This is a genomic window from Streptococcus huangxiaojuni (assembly GCF_040930515.1).
GTDB classification, from domain to species: Bacteria; Bacillota; Bacilli; order Lactobacillales; family Streptococcaceae; genus Streptococcus; species Streptococcus huangxiaojuni.
In genome coordinates, this window is sequence record NZ_JBFQEG010000001.1 from 175,272 (window position 1) to 195,522 (window position 20,251).

At 29.7% G+C, this 20,251-nt stretch carries 17 protein-coding genes; 16 read left to right on the forward strand and 1 reads right to left on the reverse strand.

The features are described 5' to 3' along the window. Positions 1-8: 8 nt before the first annotated feature. Positions 9-1,424: a glycoside hydrolase family 1 protein gene (locus AB3329_RS00840; RefSeq protein ID WP_368393836.1), complete on the forward strand. Its 1,416-nt coding sequence runs from the start codon at positions 9-11 to the stop codon at positions 1,422-1,424. Positions 1,425-1,449: 25 nt separating this feature from the next. Then, a complete protein-coding gene (manA, locus tag AB3329_RS00845; protein ID WP_368393837.1) occupies positions 1,450-2,403 on the forward strand; it encodes a mannose-6-phosphate isomerase, class I in 954 nt (317 codons plus the stop codon). Positions 2,404-2,647: 244 nt separating this feature from the next. Here manA and AB3329_RS00850 read toward each other — a convergent pair whose 3' ends face one another. Next, positions 2,648-3,424, reverse strand: a complete 777-nt coding sequence (locus tag AB3329_RS00850) for a DUF4097 family beta strand repeat-containing protein (RefSeq protein WP_368393838.1) — start codon at positions 3,422-3,424, stop codon at positions 2,648-2,650. Between the two features lie 125 nt (positions 3,425-3,549). On the opposite strand from AB3329_RS00850, the gene AB3329_RS00855 reads away from it, so the two are divergent. From AB3329_RS00855 to AB3329_RS00920, 14 genes are all read left to right on the forward strand, one after another. Beyond that, complete coding sequence (locus tag AB3329_RS00855) at positions 3,550-3,720, forward strand: thiazolylpeptide-type bacteriocin (protein ID WP_082854379.1); 171 nt, start codon at positions 3,550-3,552, stop codon at positions 3,718-3,720. A gap of 106 nt (positions 3,721-3,826) precedes the next feature. After that, positions 3,827-4,705 (forward strand): ABC transporter ATP-binding protein, encoded by an 879-nt coding sequence (locus tag AB3329_RS00860; RefSeq protein ID WP_368393839.1) that lies wholly within the window; start codon positions 3,827-3,829, stop codon positions 4,703-4,705. Continuing rightward, the gene (locus AB3329_RS00865) at positions 4,702-5,592 is read left to right on the forward strand and encodes an ABC transporter permease family protein (RefSeq protein ID WP_368393840.1); all 891 of its coding nucleotides are present in this window, start codon (positions 4,702-4,704) and stop codon (positions 5,590-5,592) included. Before AB3329_RS00860 ends, AB3329_RS00865 begins: the two co-directional genes overlap by 4 nt. Further along, positions 5,576-7,582, forward strand: coding sequence for an ABC transporter ATP-binding protein/permease (locus AB3329_RS00870; protein ID WP_368393841.1), 2,007 nt, complete (start codon positions 5,576-5,578; stop codon positions 7,580-7,582). The genes AB3329_RS00865 and AB3329_RS00870 overlap by 17 nt, the downstream gene beginning before the upstream one ends. After that, on the forward strand, positions 7,575-8,789 hold the full coding sequence (locus AB3329_RS00875) for a hypothetical protein (RefSeq protein ID WP_368393842.1): 1,215 nt from the start codon (positions 7,575-7,577) through the stop codon (positions 8,787-8,789). Before AB3329_RS00870 ends, AB3329_RS00875 begins: the two co-directional genes overlap by 8 nt. A gap of 6 nt (positions 8,790-8,795) precedes the next feature. After that, positions 8,796-10,070 carry an aminotransferase class III-fold pyridoxal phosphate-dependent enzyme gene (locus tag AB3329_RS00880; protein WP_368393843.1) on the forward strand — a complete coding sequence of 425 codons (1,275 nt, stop codon included), beginning with the start codon at positions 8,796-8,798 and terminating at the stop codon, positions 10,068-10,070. Positions 10,071-10,079: 9 nt separating this feature from the next. Then, a complete protein-coding gene (locus tag AB3329_RS00885; RefSeq protein ID WP_368393844.1) occupies positions 10,080-10,814 on the forward strand; it encodes an SDR family NAD(P)-dependent oxidoreductase in 735 nt (244 codons plus the stop codon). Between the two features lie 18 nt (positions 10,815-10,832). Continuing rightward, positions 10,833-13,412 (forward strand): hypothetical protein, encoded by a 2,580-nt coding sequence (locus AB3329_RS00890; RefSeq protein ID WP_368393845.1) that lies wholly within the window; start codon positions 10,833-10,835, stop codon positions 13,410-13,412. A gap of 13 nt (positions 13,413-13,425) precedes the next feature. After that, positions 13,426-14,499, forward strand: coding sequence for a hypothetical protein (locus AB3329_RS00895; protein ID WP_368393846.1), 1,074 nt, complete (start codon positions 13,426-13,428; stop codon positions 14,497-14,499). 65 nt (positions 14,500-14,564) lie between these two features. Then, positions 14,565-16,013, forward strand: coding sequence for a hypothetical protein (locus tag AB3329_RS00900; RefSeq protein WP_368393847.1), 1,449 nt, complete (start codon positions 14,565-14,567; stop codon positions 16,011-16,013). After that, entirely contained in the window at positions 16,014-17,864 is a 1,851-nt protein-coding gene (locus tag AB3329_RS00905) for a YcaO-like family protein (protein ID WP_368393848.1), read from the forward strand. A gap of 29 nt (positions 17,865-17,893) precedes the next feature. Further along, the gene (locus AB3329_RS00910; protein WP_368393849.1) at positions 17,894-18,721 is read left to right on the forward strand and encodes a thiopeptide-type bacteriocin biosynthesis protein; all 828 of its coding nucleotides are present in this window, start codon (positions 17,894-17,896) and stop codon (positions 18,719-18,721) included. Between the two features lie 21 nt (positions 18,722-18,742). Further along, on the forward strand, positions 18,743-19,465 hold the full coding sequence (locus tag AB3329_RS00915) for a SagB/ThcOx family dehydrogenase (RefSeq protein WP_368393850.1): 723 nt from the start codon (positions 18,743-18,745) through the stop codon (positions 19,463-19,465). A 5-nt stretch (positions 19,466-19,470) separates the two neighbouring features. After that, a complete protein-coding gene (locus tag AB3329_RS00920; protein ID WP_368393851.1) occupies positions 19,471-20,238 on the forward strand; it encodes a hypothetical protein in 768 nt (255 codons plus the stop codon). The last annotated feature ends 13 nt before the right edge of the window (positions 20,239-20,251 follow it).

The following is a 20,251-nucleotide window of genomic DNA, read 5'->3' on the forward strand; positions in this document are numbered from 1 at the left end:
AAAATAATATGGAAAAGTTGGTGTTTCCAGAGCATTTTTGGTGGGGGGCGGCGACCAGCGGCCCTCAGTCAGAAGGAAATTTTAAAAAAAAGCATCAAAATGTGATGGATTATTGGTATGCAAAAGCGCCTGAGGATTTTTACAATCAGCTGGGACCGGATACAGCCTCAGATTTCTACCACGATTTTCAGGAAGATATTAAACTGATGAAGGCCTGCGGCCTAAATACAGTCAGGACATCTATTCAGTGGTCGCGTTTGATTGATGATCTTGAAAAAAATACCGTTAATACAGAGGCGGCCGCTTTTTATAATGCAGTGATTGATGCTTTTATAGCAAATGGGATTGAGCCTTTTATAACCCTGCATCATTTTGATCTGCCTGCAGAACTCCTCCATAAGTATGGCGGCTGGGAAAGCAAATATGTGGTTGATCTGTTTGCTGGCTTTGCTGAGCAGTGTTTTGAGCTGTTCGGTGATCGTGTAAAACACTGGTTCACTCATAATGAGCCGCTTGTTGTAGTCGAAGGGGGTTACTTAGAACAGTTTCATTATCCTAAAAAAGTCGATGGGAAAGTGGCTGTTCAGGTTGCTTATAATCTGCAGCTGGCCAGCAGCAAGGCTATTGCCAAGTACAGACAGCTTAAGCAAGATGGGCAAATTGGGATTATTTTAAATCTCACCCCTGCCTATCCGGCCAGCCAGGATAAAGAAGATTTGGCGGCCAGTCAAAAAGCGGATCTATGGTATAACCGTCTTTTTATGGATGCCAGCAGTAAGGGAGAATTTCCCCCTACCCTAGTCAGACTTTTAGAAGAAGAAGGAGTCCTTTGGCAGACAGACGAGAGCGAGCTGGCTTTAATTCGGGAAAATACAATTGATTTGCTGGGGGTCAATTTTTACCATCCCAATCGTGTTCAAAGACCTAAATATTCCCCCAACAGTTTAGCTGTGGATTTTCTGCCGGATAAGTACTGGCAGAGATATGACCTGCCTATGGCGCGGATGAATATTGACAAAGGCTGGGAAATTTATCCTCAAGCGGTTTATGATATTGCTAAAGATATCCAAGAAAACTATGGCAACCTGCCTTGGTATATCAGCGAAAATGGCATGGGAGTGTCGAGGGAAGAGCGTTATCTGAATGCTGAAGGCATCGTTGAAGATGACTACCGTATTCAATTCATAAAAGAACATTTGTACTGGCTGCATAAAGGCATAAGTGAAGGGAGCAACTGTCTGGGCTATCACCTCTGGACACCGATTGACTGCTGGAGCTGGTCTAATGCTTACCGCAATCGTTACGGACTGATTGCCAATGATATTCACACACAGACAAAAAAATTGAAAAAATCCGCCCGCTGGCTGAGGAAAACCGCGGAGAGCGGACAGTTTGAAATAGAAAGTGCTATAATAAAAGGGTAAATAAAATTGCAAAGGAGCTGGTCAAATGGCAGAACCATTGTTTTTAGAGTCTGTGATGCAGGACAAAATCTGGGGAGGCACCAAGCTTAGGGATGAATTCGGCTACAGCATTCCGACAGAAACAACCGGTGAATACTGGGCGGTTTCTGCCCATCCTAACGGCGTATCCACAATCAAAAACGGTTTGTACTGCGGACAGAAATTAGACCTTCTTTACCGTGAGCGGCCAGATTTATTCGGTTATCCTAAAGATAAGGTCTTCCCGCTGCTGACAAAGATTTTAGATGCCAATGACTGGCTCAGCGTTCAGGTGCACCCTGATGATTCTTATGCTTTGGAGCATGAAGGAGAGTTAGGCAAAACGGAATGCTGGTATGTTATCGCCGCAGATCCAGGCGCCGAAATTATTTATGGGCACCAGGCAAAATCAAAAGAAGAACTGGCAGAGATGATTAAGGATGAAAAATGGGAAGAACTGCTGACCAGAGTCCCAGTCAAAGCCGGTGATTTTTTCTATGTTCCCAGCGGCACGATGCATGCCATCGGCAAAGGAATTATGATTCTTGAAACACAGCAGTCAAGTGATACGACTTACCGTGTCTATGACTTTGACCGTAAGGATGCCGGCGGCCATCAGAGAGAACTCCATATCGCTCAGTCACTGGACGTTCTGACAATAGGAAAGCCTGCTAATTCAACACCCGCCAGCCTGCAGGTTGATGACTTGCTGACAACGGTTTTAGTAGCCAATCCCTTCTTTACAGTTTATCATTGGCAGCTTACAGGCAGGGCTGATATGAAGCGGCCAGGTCCCTATCTGCTTGTCAGTGTCTTGCAAGGACAAGGGAAACTTACTTTAAGTGAAGACAAGAGTTATCGTTTACAGAAAGGCGATCACCTGATACTGCCGCACGACATTAACCAATGGACTGTTGAAGGAGACTTGGATATTATTGCCAGCCACCCTCATGCCAACTAGCTATTCTTAATGACTGTTAAGGGCTGCCTTAACAGTTTTTTAGTACGACATGCCCATCGTACAAAAAAGATAAACCGTCTTAAACTTAAAAATTTTGTCTACGACCTATAACATTTTATAAATATTTCAAAAACATTGAGTAATTTTAAGTGGAATAATACAATTTAAAAATAGTATACATAGTAGATGTGAAGGAAAAAGAAAAAAGTTGATTTTTTCTTTTTGACATAATTGAAATCTGAATTTACTTTACCACAATGTCTCCAGTTCTTACTCGAATAATTAAATGATTTTTTTCAGAAGTATTTTTTATATATGGTTTGATGACAGAATCTCCAAATTTTGAAGAAGTAGTCAACTTAATATCTTTTGCAGCTTCTTCCGATAAAGTAATATTTGAATCACCCAAATTAGCATAGAACTGAACATTTTCTAAAATGTTTAGTGATGTCGCTTCCCAATCTCCAGTATTAATATTGATTTTGAAATTTGAAAGTTTTGTATTTTTTGTTATAAGATCACCAATCTTTGTTCTTATTTCACCATGCATGCAATTTGAATTTAAAATTGTAATATCTCCTGTATCTTGAATAATTTTTATACTTGATAGCTTCTGATCTTTAATTGATATATTACTGATATAACTATCAATGGTAATATCATTTATAATAGATGATTTTGGAATTTGGATAGTTACATAATTAGAGTTGCTTGTATTAGCAAAGAAATTGGAATATTTTTTTGATGATTCTTTAACTAATAGTTGGTTATTTGAAATTTTATAATCAAATTTCTCATTTGTTTTTTTATCAAAAAGCAAGTGAGCGCTATTATCAGGACTAGTTTCTATATTGATATTTTTGAATTGTGTGATTATTTTAATTGAATTAAAATCAGGTAAAACCACACTTTTGCTATTATTAGTTGAAATTTTAGAGTTTGATAAATTATATAATAAGCTTAGAGAATATATAATTACTACTATACCGCCAATAATGCTAGATAAAATAAACTTTTTCATTTCGCCTCCTCAAAAAAAAGTTGATTATTCTAACTATCTGTCAATTTAATTAAAATTAAATTGACAGATAATAGAAAAAATAGTAAAATACAATTGTATTTTAATATAGAGAGGAGAAAAAATCAATGCAAAAGGAAGTAACACAGCTTCTTGATGAATTAGAATTGGATTTGCAATTCTCAGTTGTTGAACTTGAAGATGTTACAGCATTACCTGAGACAGCCGCTTCTAGTGGTTCAACATCATGTTCAGCATCATCAACATGTGGTTCAAGCTCTTGTTCTACATGTACATAGGATGTATTATTAAGAGCTGGTATTATCCCATTGAGCTTTCCATATTGATTGAGTGGAAAGCTCATTTTGTTGATTTTTTATAAATATGTTTTTAGAAGTATCAAATGTGAGTAAAATTATAGCTGGAAAGAAAATTATTGACAATGTCTCTTTCGAGTTAAAAGAGAATGAAATCTTAGGAATAGTAGGCCGTAATGGTTCAGGAAAAACAACTTTATTTAAAATTCTACTGTCTATGTGGGATTTTGATGAAGGTGATGTAGTATACTATTGTGAACCAAATTTAAATTTTAAACAAGACATTGGCTATTTACCAGAACAAAGGGGGCTGTTTAACAGAGAAAAAGTAATTAATCAATTGAAATTATTTGCTCAACTAAAAGGATTGAATAAACAAACTGCTTCAGAGAAAATCACTTTTTGGTTAGATTTTTTTGAACTAGGAGAATTAGCTGATTATCCTATAAATCAACTTTCAAAGGGAAACCAGCAGAAAGTACAATTTATTTTGAGTGTTTTAAACGAACCACGATTATTAATTCTTGATGAACCTTTTAGTGGTTTAGATCCTTTAAATAGATTATATTTTGAAAATGCGATAAAACTTTTAAAAAAAAGTGGAACGACTATTTTGTTTTCAAGTCATGATTTAAAAAACGTAAACAATCTATCAGACAGAATCTTAATGCTAAAAAATGGTGTTATTGCTGAACAAGGTAGAGTTGAAGATATTTTGAAATATTATACAAAATTTGTGACGATAAATTTAGAATATCAAAAATTAATTCCTGACTTACAGATTCAGCTAGAAGAAAAAAATATAAGGTACTCCATTCTAGCTACGGATATGACGATTAATTTATCAAAAGACATTGATCAGCAAATTTTTGAACAAATTTTTACTACTAAAAATCTAAAAATGAATTTTTTTACCCCAAACTTTGAAGATGTTTTTAAATTTATCAATTTGGAGGAGAGAATATGAGGAGATATTTTTCGTTTCTGAAAACATCTATGCTAACTATTTTGAATATGAAAACTAGTTTATTGGGATTAATCTTTAATTGTTTGTTAGCGACAGTTTTAGTAGTTATATCAAAGATTTTTGATATTAATATTTTTGATTATTTTGTTAGAAATATTTCTCTAGAAATTATTATTAAAGTTGTATTTTTTATTATAGCATTATTACTATTTGCGGGAGTTTCTGCACTAATGCAATCAATCATAGTAGATAGAGATAGCAAAGTATTTGAAGTAATTTCTGTTAATATGTCTGAAAATCACTATATAATAGGGAAAATCATCTCAGCAGTTTTATTGGTGTTTGTATCGTTTGTAAATCAAATTTTATCACTAGTATATATGTGGGGATTAAATGCGATTTTATATGGTAACTCTGTTACATCAAAAATTGACTTCAATGTTTCAGTATGGAGCTTATTGAGTTCAATATTGTTAATTATATTGAGTGTGATACTATCATCGTTCTTGGTGTTATCAATATCAATTAAAGTCAATAACATAAATGAAGCCTCAGGAACTGCGCTTGTTGTTTTAACTCCATACATTGTCTCTTTAATCGTTATTTTATTTTTACCAAATAACATTGAAGAGCTGTCTCGAGTAAGTGAATTGCTTCTATGCATACCGCTAATAACTCCAATATTTTTGTTATTAAATATTTTCGTTAACGGATTCAGTATAATACAAATAGTTGCTATTTTTTACATTATACTACAGATAGTTGCTATGTATTTTATAACACACAAAATATATAGAACTGCCTATTATAACAATAATAGTTATAAACTATTGGAGTTATTTAATTTAATTTTTGTAAAGGAAAAAAAATATGCTAGAAATAAGTAAAGTAAGTAAATCAATACAAGAAGGAAAGTCTAGAGAAATTTTGAAGAATGTTGATTTGAAAGTTACTCCAGGAGATTTTCTTGTTATTTTAGGGAAAAGTGGTAGTGGAAAATCTACATTACTAAATATACTTAGTGGTCTTGATAATGATCATACAGGAGATATATACTTTAGAGGGGATAAAGTTCATATTAAAAAATTAGAAGCATACAGGAAGAAAAACATAGGATTTATTTTTCAAAATTTTAACTTAGTTCCCTACATGACTGTTTATGAAAATATTGAGTTGTCGGCCAATTTAAATCCAAAACTAAAAACAAAAAAAGCAAAAAATGAAAAAATAAAAGCTTTATTGGATATATTAGGAATCAAAGATTTAGAAAAAAAGAACATCACACTCTTATCTGGTGGTGAAAAACAAAGAGTTGCGATTGCACGTGCCCTTGTGACAGATCCTTCTATTATTGTAGCTGATGAGCCTACAGGTTCCTTAGATGGAGAAAGTGCCAAAATTGTAAAAAAAATATTAAGAGAAATTGCTGAGTCAGGGAAAATTGTAATTGTAGCTAGTCATGATGAAGACTTTTTAAACTATGCTAACAGAGCATTTAAGATTGAAAATAAAAAGCTTAGAGAAATCCAAAAGAATGATAAATTAGCTGTTAAGACTAATTCATATACTTGCTCTAATGATTACGATAAAAAAATTCGATTACCTTCCATTAAACACGCTTTTAGTAATTTTAAAAAGAGACTAAAAAGAAATATTTTTATTTCTATTGGTATTTCTATCGGTGTTCTTGCGTTATTATTAAGTATGTCACTTGGAAGTGGTGTAAATAATGGGATTAATGATGCGATTGGGGGAATGGATCCAAGAGAAGTTAACGTTTTTTATGATGCTTTTGGAACAGGTTCTGGGAGTCCAGTCATTGGAATGAGTAACAATGAAGTTAAGAAAGCTGAAAGTTTATTGGAAAAAGCAGGAACGAAAGATATATATAGTACGTACTACTTACCTGTAAACAAAGTTTCATTGAATGGAGTAACTATTCAAAATACTAGTGAACTTTTACTATATGTTGAGGAAGCACAAAAAGGAATTTCAAAATACAATAGTTACTATGATAAAGATGATTTATTAATAGGGAAAAATTTATCAGAAGCAAATGAGGATAGTATTATTTTAACTTCAAAACTAGCTAAAGCAGTTGCAGAGCTTGAAAGTTATGAAACGCTAGATAAAGACACAGCCAGGGATTTACTTGGAAAAAAAATTAATATTGAATTTTCGCTAAGAGACAATTCTTTAGATGGAGAAAGTGATTCAAAAGAATTAGAAATAATTGGTGTTATGGATCCTAAAAAGGAATCACAAATTACAAATTCTGTAGTAACAACTACTACATTTAATAATTTTTTTAAAGTTGAGGGGCAGAAACAACCATTTATGATAAGTGGTGTCAGTTTATCGAAGCAGGCTAGCGATGATATTGTCTCTAAATACAGTAAAGATGCAAGGGATAATAAGCTTGTTCTGACTAATTCGTCACAGTTTTCAAGTATGCTACAGAATATCATTAATATTATTACAATCGTACTAGGATTTATGTCAGTCTTATCATTGATTGTATCAGGTGTTATGATAATGACTGTAAACTCTATGTCCATTTTAGAACGTCGACGTGAAATTGGTTTGCTGCGAGCTATTGGGTATTCTAAAGGATATGTAAAAACAATTTTTATTCTAGAAAATGTTTTTGTCATACTTCTCTCTAACTTGTGTGCAATTGTATTGACATTTTTAATTGCTTTAGGAGCAAACAGTCCATTAGAAATTTATATGGGAATTTCAAATATTATTTCAATGAATATTGTTAATATTATTGTTGCTTTAATGATTTCATTAGGATTAGTTTTGCTATTCTCAATGCTATCAGTTAGTAAATTATCTAAGTTAAATATTATTGAAAATTTGAGATATGAATGATAATATTATTGTTTTAGGGAAATTAATATTCTCTATGTCAAATTATGGACTACTAGAAGTCGAGTACATGAAGCAGATATGTGTGGATAATTCTATAGTTATTAGAGAAAATAAGTATAGATTGGAGTCTTGGCAATTAAAATTTGAAAATTTAATTAAGCTTTTAATAAGAGACCGCATTGGATTGGTTGTAATAGAAGGTTCATCTAGCTATTTGTCATTTATGAGACGAATAGCTAGATTTTTAGAAGCAACGCTGCAAATATCAGTTTTGATAAATAGCACATCAAAGAATGAGAATTTACCATCTGCAAGTCCATTTATTAACGGTCTAAGATTATTTATCACAGGCATATATCCAGTAGAGATGATATATGATGGAATAAAGCATATTGACGCATGTTTCTCTTCGCCATATAACCTAGCATCTTTAAACCTAAATAACTCATTAATTGATTTGAGTAATAGTGAATGTCGAAATCCAAATATTTCTGAATACTATCTTGAAAAATTAACTTTAATAGGTTCTTATGTAGTACATGAAAAGTTTAACTATCCCTCACAAAAAATCATCTTTTCGGATTTTAAAAGTCGCTTTGATAAATTTAGAGATTGGAAAAAAGATATCAATGTAGTTAATATTTCAACATTAGCTGACTTGGCATTAATGAATAATTTTTTTCAAAAGTCTTATAATCTTGGAACAATATCAGTTGCAGATTGTCAATGGCTGCTAAGCGATGAAGTTTATTGTTCCGACTACAAAGAGAGTTCCAATAGATTAGTGAATAATTCGTTTTTATCGATCAACAGAGATAAAATTAATGTTGATAGCTACATCCTGAAGGTTCGTCATGCAGTAAGAGGGTTATATAATTCAAAAAGCAAGAAAATTCAAGACCAAGATACCGTATCATTTTTATCTATAAAAAAACATAAAGAATTCTATCATTTGATAGATTCGTTAAATACGGTGAATAGAGAATTTTGTATATTCAAGATTAAGGGTGTAGTATATTTATTCTCAGGAAGAGAAAATAAGTATTATACTATTAATAAAGAATTACAAATAATTCTGGAAGCTTCCTTATTTTTTACTTCATCTAAAGATTTTTTTAGATTGCTTGATATGCTGCCTATTCGTTATAATAAAGAAATTGTTTTAAAAGTTTTATTAAAATACAATATAATATTTGAAAAGGAGTAAATAGAAATGTTGAAAAGAACTGTAAGATATCCGTTTCTCACTGAACAAAAGGAAAAAATACTCAGTAATTTAGTATCAGCAAAGGAAATTAGATTGAAGTCAATCGATGGAAAAACTTTTATTGATGCTATATCAGGTTTATGGAATGTTATTTTAGGGTACAACAATATATATATAAACAATGCAATAAAAGAACAATTGGACTCACTTCCATTTGTTAATCTATGGTCAAATACTCACGATGTTATTGAAAAGGTGGCCAAAAAATTAATTGATTTTACTAATCATAGATACACTGAGCTGATTTATAGCACCACAGGATCAGAAACTGTTGAGCTCGCCATAAAAGTTGCCAGAAAATACCAAGCAGTTAAGAAAGAAAATAGGAAAAAATATATCGTTAGCTTTAATCTATCTTATCACGGGACAAGCTACGTTACGATGTCTTTAACTGATATTGATAAAGAGTATTTAGAAGATATTGGCGTATCTGATTATGGTATTGCAGTATTACCATTTTTCAAAAAAGGTGATGATTTAGAGTTTTATATTAAAAAAATAGGCAGATTTTTTGAACTTAATTACAATAAAATTGCAGCAGTAGTAATTGAACCAGTTCTAGGTGTAGGTGGAGTCTTACTATATGAACAAGAAATTATAGAATTATTGCAAAGTGTAGCTGATATGTATGATATACTGATTATTTCTGATGAAATTACAACTGGCTTCTTTCGAACAGGTAATTTCTTAGGTTATGAAATTTATAATAACTTTTCACCTGATCTGATTTGTCTGTCAAAAGGGATTACAAACGGTTACTTACCACTAGGGGTAGTTATGTTAAATGAAAAGGTTGGCGATGTTTTAAAAAATGAGGTAATACCACATTTTTCGACTCAAAATGGGAATTTATGTGCAATGGCTGCTGCTAATGCTCTTCTAAGTTTATTAAATAAAGAAAACATAAAGAAAAATAACTTGGAGAAAGGAAGGTATTTGTATCAGAAAATGCTTTCGCTAGAAAAATGTAGTAAATTCAGCATTGAGGTTAGGTATATCGGTATGATGTTTTCGATAGATATTAGATCGATTGAAGATTCGAAAAAACTTACTTTTGATAAAGTTTGGGAAATTTTCCGAAAAATAAAAGAAAAAGGATTGATAACTTATCCCTTTGCAACTCCACAAAATTCAGGGATATTGTTGCTTCCTGCTTATACTACAGATTATAAAGATTTAGATGAAATATCACACATATTAAATGATGAGTTTCTAGGTTAGGAGGAGATTTTGACAACAGTACTTATAACAGGAGCAAAAAGTGATATTGGTCAGGAGCTTATTAGTTTATATCTAGATTTAAAATACAAACTAATATTATGTGATGTGCCGGAAGAAGCAAAAAAATTAAAAAGTATTTATGGAAAATTTGATACTGTGCAAATCTATGAAGTTAATTTTTTAGATGACTCCAGTGTAGATAATTTAATTAAGAAATTAGAAATGAGTTGTTTTGGGATTGATATATTGGTTAATATTGCTGGAATTAATATTTTAAAAAGTTTTTTAGAGTTAGATAGAGATACTGTTAATAATGTACTTAAGATTAATGTGACTAATTCAATTATGTTGACTCAAGCGGTTAGTAAAATGATGATAGCAAATTCTATTGAAGGAAGTATCATTTTCATTGCGTCACAACATGGACTGGTTGCTAACTATGATAGGGTACCCTACTGCATTTCTAAAGCTGTATTAATTCAACTAACTAAAAATTTGGCACTAGAATTAGCCGCATATGGTATTAGAGTTAATTGTATTTCACCAACATTTATTTTGACTGATAAAAACAGACATATTTTGGAAAGTACTTTGTATAAATCTACAATGCTTTCAGAAATTCCATTACAGAGATATTGTGAGGCTAAAGAAATTGCTAGTGCTATTGAATTTTTAACTAATCTTTCCTCAAAAAATATAACTGGACATAATTTAGTAATAGATGGCGGATGGACAATAAAATAGAAATTTAGGAGTGGGGTCATGCGTAAGCGATTATTTCCGTATACACTTTATAGAAAGTCCGTAGTTAATTTTGATTATTTAAATAACTTCGGTTCAAATAAAATTTTAGAAATGCAAAAAAATATTTTTAATTTAACAAGTGAATTAGAAGCACTGAAAATAGAATTACTAGATTCTCTTGAAAAACTTATTAATAATAGCTCTGAGAAAAAATTACTGAATTTTAAAAGGGATCTGTATAATGATAGGAAGGTTGAAAAATATTATAATAGGCTTAACCTTCCAAACGAACTCAATTTAATTTTAAATAATTATATTTATAAAAAAACACTTTTAGACAATAATATAAAAAAATTTGAAAATTATAAAAATGGTCTAATCAAAAAAGAAAGAATTTTTTTACAAAACATTTTTAAACAGAAAATAGGACCTGTAAGAAAATCTTTTAAATTTATTGACAGAGAAATAGAAAATAAATTAGAAAAATATATAAGTGTTCCAGCAAATGAACATAACAAAAAATTGAGGCAATTTGATAGAGTGCTGTTAAAATTAATAACAAGATCTGCTAGTAAGACGAGTCCCTTTAGTACAATGACTGTAAATGGATTTGGAGCAATTAAATTAAATGGAGAAAGTCAAGAAAACACGACTGGTGTTTTTAAAATACGCACAATAACGAAAATAAACGAAACTTTAATTTATAGAATATTAGAAAAAGTAATAAAAAAATATGGGTGTTACTCAGATTTTAAATTCAGAATAATTCCAAATCTTAGTATTGATGACAAAAATATATATTTTACTCCATTAGTTGACTACTCTGAGGAAACAAACAAAATTTATAAAACAAAAGATAGGTTAGTTATTCTTCCAATAAATAATGTGTTAAAAAAAATAATTTTTGAGTTTACTGAAAAAACTTTTACTTTTCAAAATATCATTAATTTTTTGAACAGTTTGGGGTTACATGATGAGGCAGCGACAAAATATTTTAAAAATTTACTGGAAGTGGGATTTATAGAAATTGAAAATGGACTTAGTCAAAGTTCAAAAAATTTATTAGAGGAGGGTTTAGTCCAAATATGTAAACTAGAAGACAGAATTCCCTATGAAATTCTTGAATGTTTAAAGAAAATAAATGAATATTTAATGGATTTTGATGATTTAGATGATGATCAACAGTTAATTTTTTTTGATAAAATTGTTTCACGTTCATACAGATTGTGTGAAATGCTAAACATCAAAAAAATGGACAAGAAGTATATTCTATATCAAGATGCAATTGACAGTACAACTACAGATAATTTAGTTTTATCAAGTTCTGATGTTGATTCATTAAATGAATTGTCTGATTTTTTTGAAATATTCAATGTTACTTTCTTTTTAAAAAAATTAATTACAGAAGAATTCATTAGAAAATATGGTTATAAAAAAATTTTTTTGAAGGAGTCTTGGGAAGAATCAGTAAGACTTTTGGTAGAGACTAATCTTTCAAATTTACATTTGTGGAATACTCAATATTTAATTACTGATGAAAAGTATAATGATGAAGAGTTAGTTCAATGTCAGAGTTTAAAAAATGAGTTTTTAAAAATGATAAAAGAAAAAGTTTTATCACAAAAATCGGAAGTGATAATATTAGAAGAAAACAAAATTAAAGAGTTTATTAGGCGACTACCTAATAGTTTGGTAAATAATAGGCAATCAAATAGTCTTTTTATACAAAAATCTAATACAGAAAGTACAATGGTTTTAAACCATTTCTATGATGGGACATTGAAGTATTTTCTTAGGTTTTTACGCTATTTTCCTGATATACATTCCAAAGATTCTGTACAAGAATATATTGAAACTACAATTAAACAGTATAATATTTTTGATATTTATGCAACATATGGATTTAATGCAAATAATAGAGATTTGATTACAGATAAAGAGATTGAATTATTAAATACTCCAGAATTTAGTAAAAGGATTAGTAAAGATATTGTTAAATTTCAAGATTTATATATAGAATATGATTCAGTAAAAGAAGTTATGTGTTTTAAAAATGTTAAAGATGAAATAATTGCGATTAAATTTTTAGGAAGTCTGATGCCAAATCTGTTACCAGGAATTGTCTCATCTATCTCTTCTTTTCATGCTGATAATGCGCTATATGAAGACTTTTCTAGGGGAATTGTTCGATTAATTATGGACCATACTGATTCTAAAATTAATTATTTGCGTATTCCAAGGGTTCAATATAAAAATATAATTCTATCTCGTAAAAAGTGGCTGATTAATCTTAGAGAAAATCTAGCGATAAAGAACAAGATAAACGATAGTAATTATCAAGATATTTTGCATTTTATAAATACTTATAGTATACCTACCAAAGTTTTTGTCAGGACAATAAAATCCGACGATGACTCCTATATTTCTGATAAACCCCAATATATTGACTTTTTGAGTCCTCTTTTTTTTAAGTTGTTTTGTCATATAATTTATAGTGCAGAATATTTAATAATTGAGGAAGTTTATCCAAATCTTGATGAAGAAAACTATTCTGATTATTTTGTAAAAGAAAATGTTATAGAAATAACAAGAAGTTAGGAAGGAATACTGGATGAAGATAACATCAAAGAAGATATTTATTTACGATAAGGAAATACAGAAAAAATATATTTTAGATATAATTAATTTAATAGAGAAATTTAAAAATAAAGCTGAATTTATATTGGAAAAAGGATGGAGTCATGGCTTGCATATCAATCTAGGATATACAAAATTTACTAATGATTACGATGAAAAAGTGTTTTTAGAAAAACTTGAAAGATTAAATTCAAGTTATATATGGAGGTATTCAAATCATTCAAAAGTTGATTATAAGTTATACGAGGAGTATGTGATTCGACTAAAGAAAATTGAAAAAATTTCTGATGAAGTGTTGCCGCTTGAAGAACAGTTTTCTGTTAAAACGGGACCTTATAAACTTAATCGAATAGTGTATAATGATGATTTTGTAGAGGATAAATTATTAGCAACTAGGTTACTTGTATTATTCTATAAAGAATATTACCATTCTTCCCCTGAAGTTCGCTCTTTGTTATTAGTTAAAATCATGATAATACTCACAAATTTAACTAATTTTGGTCCAGACTTTAGCGAGAGAAAGGGTGTCTTTTTAGCATATTACTCTTTCAAATCTCATGTAGAAGGATTCAAAAAATCATTTGACAGTTTTCCTAACGAAAAAAAAAGTAAATTAAATGCTAAAATTGAGTATTTAACTAAGGAAGAGGAAAAATTTATAAATTTTGGGTTTGAAAATTTTCTGATGTCAACTACTGATTTTGATAAGTGTAAAAAATTGGTTGCTATTGTCGAAAAAACCTTTAGTGAACAAATAACAATGGGGGAAGTGAAATTTAATGGAGATTATTTAATGAGCAATTATCTTGCCAACGATGAAGATTTAAGCAATTATCACACTAAATTGAAGTCCATTGCCGATTTAGAAATGTTTTTACAAAAGGAGTTTGTACTTGGAAGATGTATGTTGAATTGGTTCTACTCTATTTTACCAATGTTTGCTGTATCACCCCTTGAGAGACATAGATTGTGCAATATAATAGTTAAATGTGTTGAGGGGTACAGAAATAAAAATTGGGAAGAGTTATTAATTGACTTTTTTAGTTGAGGTTAATTTAAAAGACATTATAAATAGTTAGTTGTATATTTAAATTCAAAATGTGAAGGAGAATAATGATGACATACTCCATAAAATTCAATGATTCAGCCCTTATGGTTTATTTGAATTCCAAGATTTATAAAATACAAAATGAAAATATTTTAAATGTTTTGAAAGGGACAGATATTCAACAAAATAAATGGTTAAAAATTGAACTAAAATCTGCTAATTTAGTTTTACAATCAATTTATAATCAATTATCTTCTAATATAAAAGATAAAAACAAAATTAAAACATTGATTCACTATGCAGGTAATGATGAAGAAACAGTCGGCATTCTAGAACAAGTCCCAGATGTAAAATTAGTTAGTGAAAATGAACAATATTTGTGCAAAATCATAGATGAAGTGGACTATCAAAAATCAGCAGTTCAAAATAATAGTGATTTTCTTATTGTAGTTTCAAAGTCAGCTTCATTCGTGCTACTTGGAGACGAAAAAATTAATATTCCGCCTTCTGTTAATGAAAAAATGAGTTCAAAATTTGTTCTTTTGGCAAGAGCAATTAATGTTATAAATAACTTATTGAATATTTACTCAATTATGACATTCGGCAATATGATGATTGCTAACTATTCAAATTTAACACAATTGCAAGAGAAACATTATCATTTAAGTTTAAAAAATGAATTTATAAAGATTAAAGAACCATTTAATTTTTATACTAATGTTAACAAGAATGAAGCCTATGATAATCTTTTTAAAATGGCTAAAAAATATTTCAATCTAATGATAGAGGTGAATTTTGGTAAATTGAAGCAAATTCCATTTAACATTTTGGAGTCCAGATTTGGGAATAATTTAGAATATGCTGTTGCTGAAACTCCCTTTGATGCGGCAGTAAAGGCTTATCAAAAAGCCCTTGTTGGGACACTAGTAAACTCGGGGATAAAAGGTGATCTGTGTGATTTAAGCGATAAAGATAGTCTAAATAATACTCAGTGCAAGTTATTATACAATTTGATGGAGAGTGAAAAATATCCAATTGTAAAAAAGCTACTTTCTCTAAGTGATATAAAAAAATATAATTTAAATAATGTAGAATATACAATTGTATCAAAATTTTTAGGGAGGAAACATAAATTTGCAATAGTAGTTTCTCAGATTCAAAATTTTAATATTATAAAGGCTGAAATTATTAAGAATGATATACTAGCTTTTGAATTATTTGGATTTGATTTCCAACATATACTTACAGAATCCTACAGATATATTATTGCTTCCTCAATACAAAATTCATGTAGCGATTCTAATAAAACTAAAAAAATAAACACTGAAAATACTGAAGTATTATCAGTTGAAGAATACCTTAGTTTATTTAAAACTAATAAGTTTAATACAGAGTTAAAAAATATAATGGCATATTTGAAAAAAACTTTTTCATACTATAAATGGAATGACGAGGGGATACTCGAAAATACTGGGATAACCATTGGAAAAGTAGAATTAGAAGAGGAGTACTAGATGGAACTTTATTTTTACAATAACTCCGAACTAGGAATTAATATTGAAGGTGCTAAAATAGTGGATAGTCTTGAGGAGTGTTCAGAAAATACTTTTTTAGTAGTTTTCTCTCAAGGTTTTTCTAGTAAGTTTGAAAAATATATACATAATTTTGCTCTCAATAAAAATGTAACAATGCTGAGGGTACATACAACAATTAATAACGCTTTTATTGGTCCAATATACACGCAATCCTCAAATAGTATTTTTGACTTTATTGAAAAAGCTACTGCAAATTCTCCAGAAAGTGAGTTAGTTTTATTACAAGATTTAGATTTAACACAGGAGAAATATCCGGAACTCTTTTTAAATATGATTGGGCTGTCTATTCAACATATTATTCAACATTATAGAATCACTTTGGGAAGTAATCTATTTATTTTGAAAAAGGATAGCTTGGATTTAGTTGAGAAAAGACTAATTGACTGGGATTATGGTCGAAAAGTTGGTGATGAAGCTACTATTTTTAAATCAAAAAATTTAAAACTTTCCGAGAGTATCCATAGAATAAAGGAAATAGATACTGAATTTATTGAAAATGAGCTAATAGATATTGATTTTGGAATTGTAAAGCACAGATATATGGATCTTAATTCTACTTTTTCACCTTTGATAGGGGCTGAAAATAGATTAAACAATTCATCTGATAATAATGCTTATGGGAGGGCATCAGATTTTGAGGCGTCAAAGATTAGTGCAATTTTAGAATGTGTTGAAAGAAACTTTAACTCTTTTAATAAGCAAAATCGTGAATCAATATTTGATTCCTATAAAAATTTAAAAGGAAAAGCCATAAATCCTTATAGGTTTACGCTACACTCAGAATCAGAATATAGTAATAAGATGTTTAAATATTCTAAGTACAGTGAAGAAGAAAAATATCTATGGTATTGGGCTTGGTCAACTAAGAAAAAAACATATGTATTGGTTCCAAAACAGTTAATTCATTATCATGATACTGATGAAGAAGAAAGATCTAAGCGGTTTGTTTATGATACTTCAAATGGAGCGGCTGTCGGTAGCAGTGTAGAAGAAGCTCTATTATATGGAATTTTTGAACTACTTGAAAGAGATAGCTTTTTAGTTTCATTTTACACAAAAGAAAAACTAGTAGAAGTTGATATTAATATCTCAAATTTAAGTGAAGTCCAGATGATGAGACTGTATTTAGAATCTAAAGGATATAAACTATATTTCTTCGATATTACAAAAGAGACTAGAATTCCTGCGGTTTGGTGTCTTTTAGTTAATAGTGATGATGAAGGGATGGTAAAAACATATAGTGCAGCTGGATGTAATTTTAATCCAGAAAAAGCAGTTTTAAGTGCTTTTTATGAAGTCATCTCATCAGTACCTATTTATGAATCATTATATAATGATTCTGAGTTTTTAGACCGAAGAGAATTTTTACATAAGGACATTAAAAATGTAACTGAATTTGAGGATCATGTTCTATACTATAGCGACCCTAGATCTTTTCAGAATTATGATTATCTATTTACTTCATTGAAAAGCAGCAGCATGATTGACCTCTATCCAGAATGGTATGTAGAAAAAAAATACCATAATGAAGATTTAAATGATGATATTAGAGAATTATTAAGTGTTCTTCATGATAAATTTGACGATGTTATTTTCGCTGATTTAACTACAAACAAAATGAGCTCTCTCGGACTTTGCTGTGTTAAAGTCCTTATTCCAGGTGTTCAAGTTGTAACATTTGGGCAACAAAACGCTAGAATTAATTGGGAAAGGTTAAATAATTATGCTATTGATTTTAAATTTAATACACTACCGCATCCATTTCCTTAAAAATTAAAAAATAAAGGAGAATTCAAATTATGAAGTGGGATAGTTACCATATTTTTTATCATAACTACGAAAAACATGATGAATTAATAAATATTATTGATGATTATATGATAAAGGTAAATGAAAAGCAGTGGTTTTTTATTCGTTACTGGGATGGCGGTCCACATATCAGGTTTAGAGTAAAATCTGGTTTTGAAACAAAAAAATTATTTGTAAATGTAGAGGCTTTTATAAAAAGAAATCTCACCCAAATTAAAATAGACAAGGACAAGTTTTATAAAAGTTCATTAAAATACCGCAATTCAGGTGACGATGGCACTCAGTGGTACGAAGAAGGGGATATAAAAATTATTGACTATATTCCAGAATACGAAAGATACGGTGGTAAAGAACTTATGGAATTAACCGAAAAATTATTCATAAGTTCTAGTAAATTAAGTTGCTACCTGATAAAAAAACACAGAAATTTCTCAGTTAAATTACTTTTGGTAAAAGCACTGATAAGTATATTATTAGAATCCATTTTCGAAAAGTGTGTGAGTTCGAAAAAAAACTATAAAAGCACATTAAGGGATTATATGAATTTTTGGGATTTTAAAGACTCAATAGAGATTAACCGATTCTGGAGAAATAATGTCGAGAGCTTAAGCAAAATAAAAGGTTCTTTGAATATGGATTATAAAATTGGCGAGTTTTTACAAGAAATGATTGCCGGTTTTGAAAAAATTCAAGCTTATTTACAGAATGAACGATATTTTGCTTCGATTTTACTATCACACATACATATGTTTTGTAATAGGATGGGAATTGCACCTTTATACGAAATATCTATTCTGAGAGATAGTCTAGTTCTTTAGATTTTTATAATGGAGATTTGCATGTGGAAATATTCTATTAATCATGAAAAAATATTTAAAAGATATCATTACGATTCAATAAATGATATTGAATTTACAAATAGCCAAATATATTATTCATATCAGCAGAAAGAAATGGAGAGTACAGGAAAAGAAATCGGATTGTTTAGTATCCCCAAAGATAAAGCGTTATGGGATATTATTTCAAATAGAAGGAGCTATAGTGATTCAATTAAAACATCTTCAATATTTAATTTGTCTCTTTTAAGCGAGTTCTTATATCTGAGCTTTTTAGGAAATTCTGAGCGTTCTCATCGAGCTTATCCTTCTGGTGGAGGTTTATATCTTCTCAATATATATATAGTATTAAATAATAATAGAGTATCTAAAGAACTTATAACAGATGGCAACTACTATAAAGTAAATTTTTATAATAATTCTATCGAACTTATTGGAAATATTTCGTGGGAAGAACTGAGAGATTCCTATATTCAAAAAGAATTATTTGAAGAATCTCAGATGGCTATTGTTATGGCGGTAGACTTAGATAAAATTTCTTATAAGTACAATGATATAAGTTACAAACTAATCTATTTAGAAGCTGGTCATGCAGGGCAAAACGTTCAATTAGGTTCGGTAGTATTAGGATTAAAAAGTTTGCCGTTACAAGGTTTCTATGATGTTGAATTATCCAGAGTGTTAGGAAATAAGGAAGAAATAATATATTCCTTATTGGTGGGGTAAGAAATGTGAAAATTTTAGATTTAAAATATGAGGTTAGAATTTTTGATAATCTTTTTTTAATTCAAGACTGTATTACAAAGGAAGTTTTAAAGGGTTTTCAAATGAATAAATATCATAAAATGCTTAGAAATAGGTTGTATGGTTTTACTTTAGAAAGTGGGGCCTTAAATCTTTTAGTAGAGAAAATAAATGAAGAAATTCCTAAGGTATTCGTGGAGGTAGAATCAGAAATTGTAATAAAAAAATATCGCTATGTTCGAGAATTGCTTTCTATTTTTCAAGATAGCTTCATTAATAAGGACTATTATAAGAGTTTTATATATCAAGTGGGAAGTTTGATTGAATCAGATAAAAGAGTAAGATGTAAACTAGATGTTAGAGATAACATTTCAATTGATATATTTAACCCGTTTATTGATCTTATAGCTGAAGATTATGATATTGTAGTAACAGATAAGAGAAAGTATGTGAATTTAGATTCTGATGTTCTTTTGTTTAATGTTACACCAAAGTATATTGAAATTGGGCCAATTATGTATAATAAATTTAGTTACACTATTCCTGAATTAGATAGTTATGACTCATTGTATAATTCTGAATATCTTATTTTAAATTATTTTATAAATAAAATAATTGATATCTATGCTTTAAGATTGAATCACTATATAACAAGTTGTGATTACTACCCATCGAGATTTATGATATCATTAAACAGAGAAAGTTTAACTATTGAAGCTAAGGATATTGAAATTGGACTTGCCCAGAAAAAATAGACACAAAGTTTAG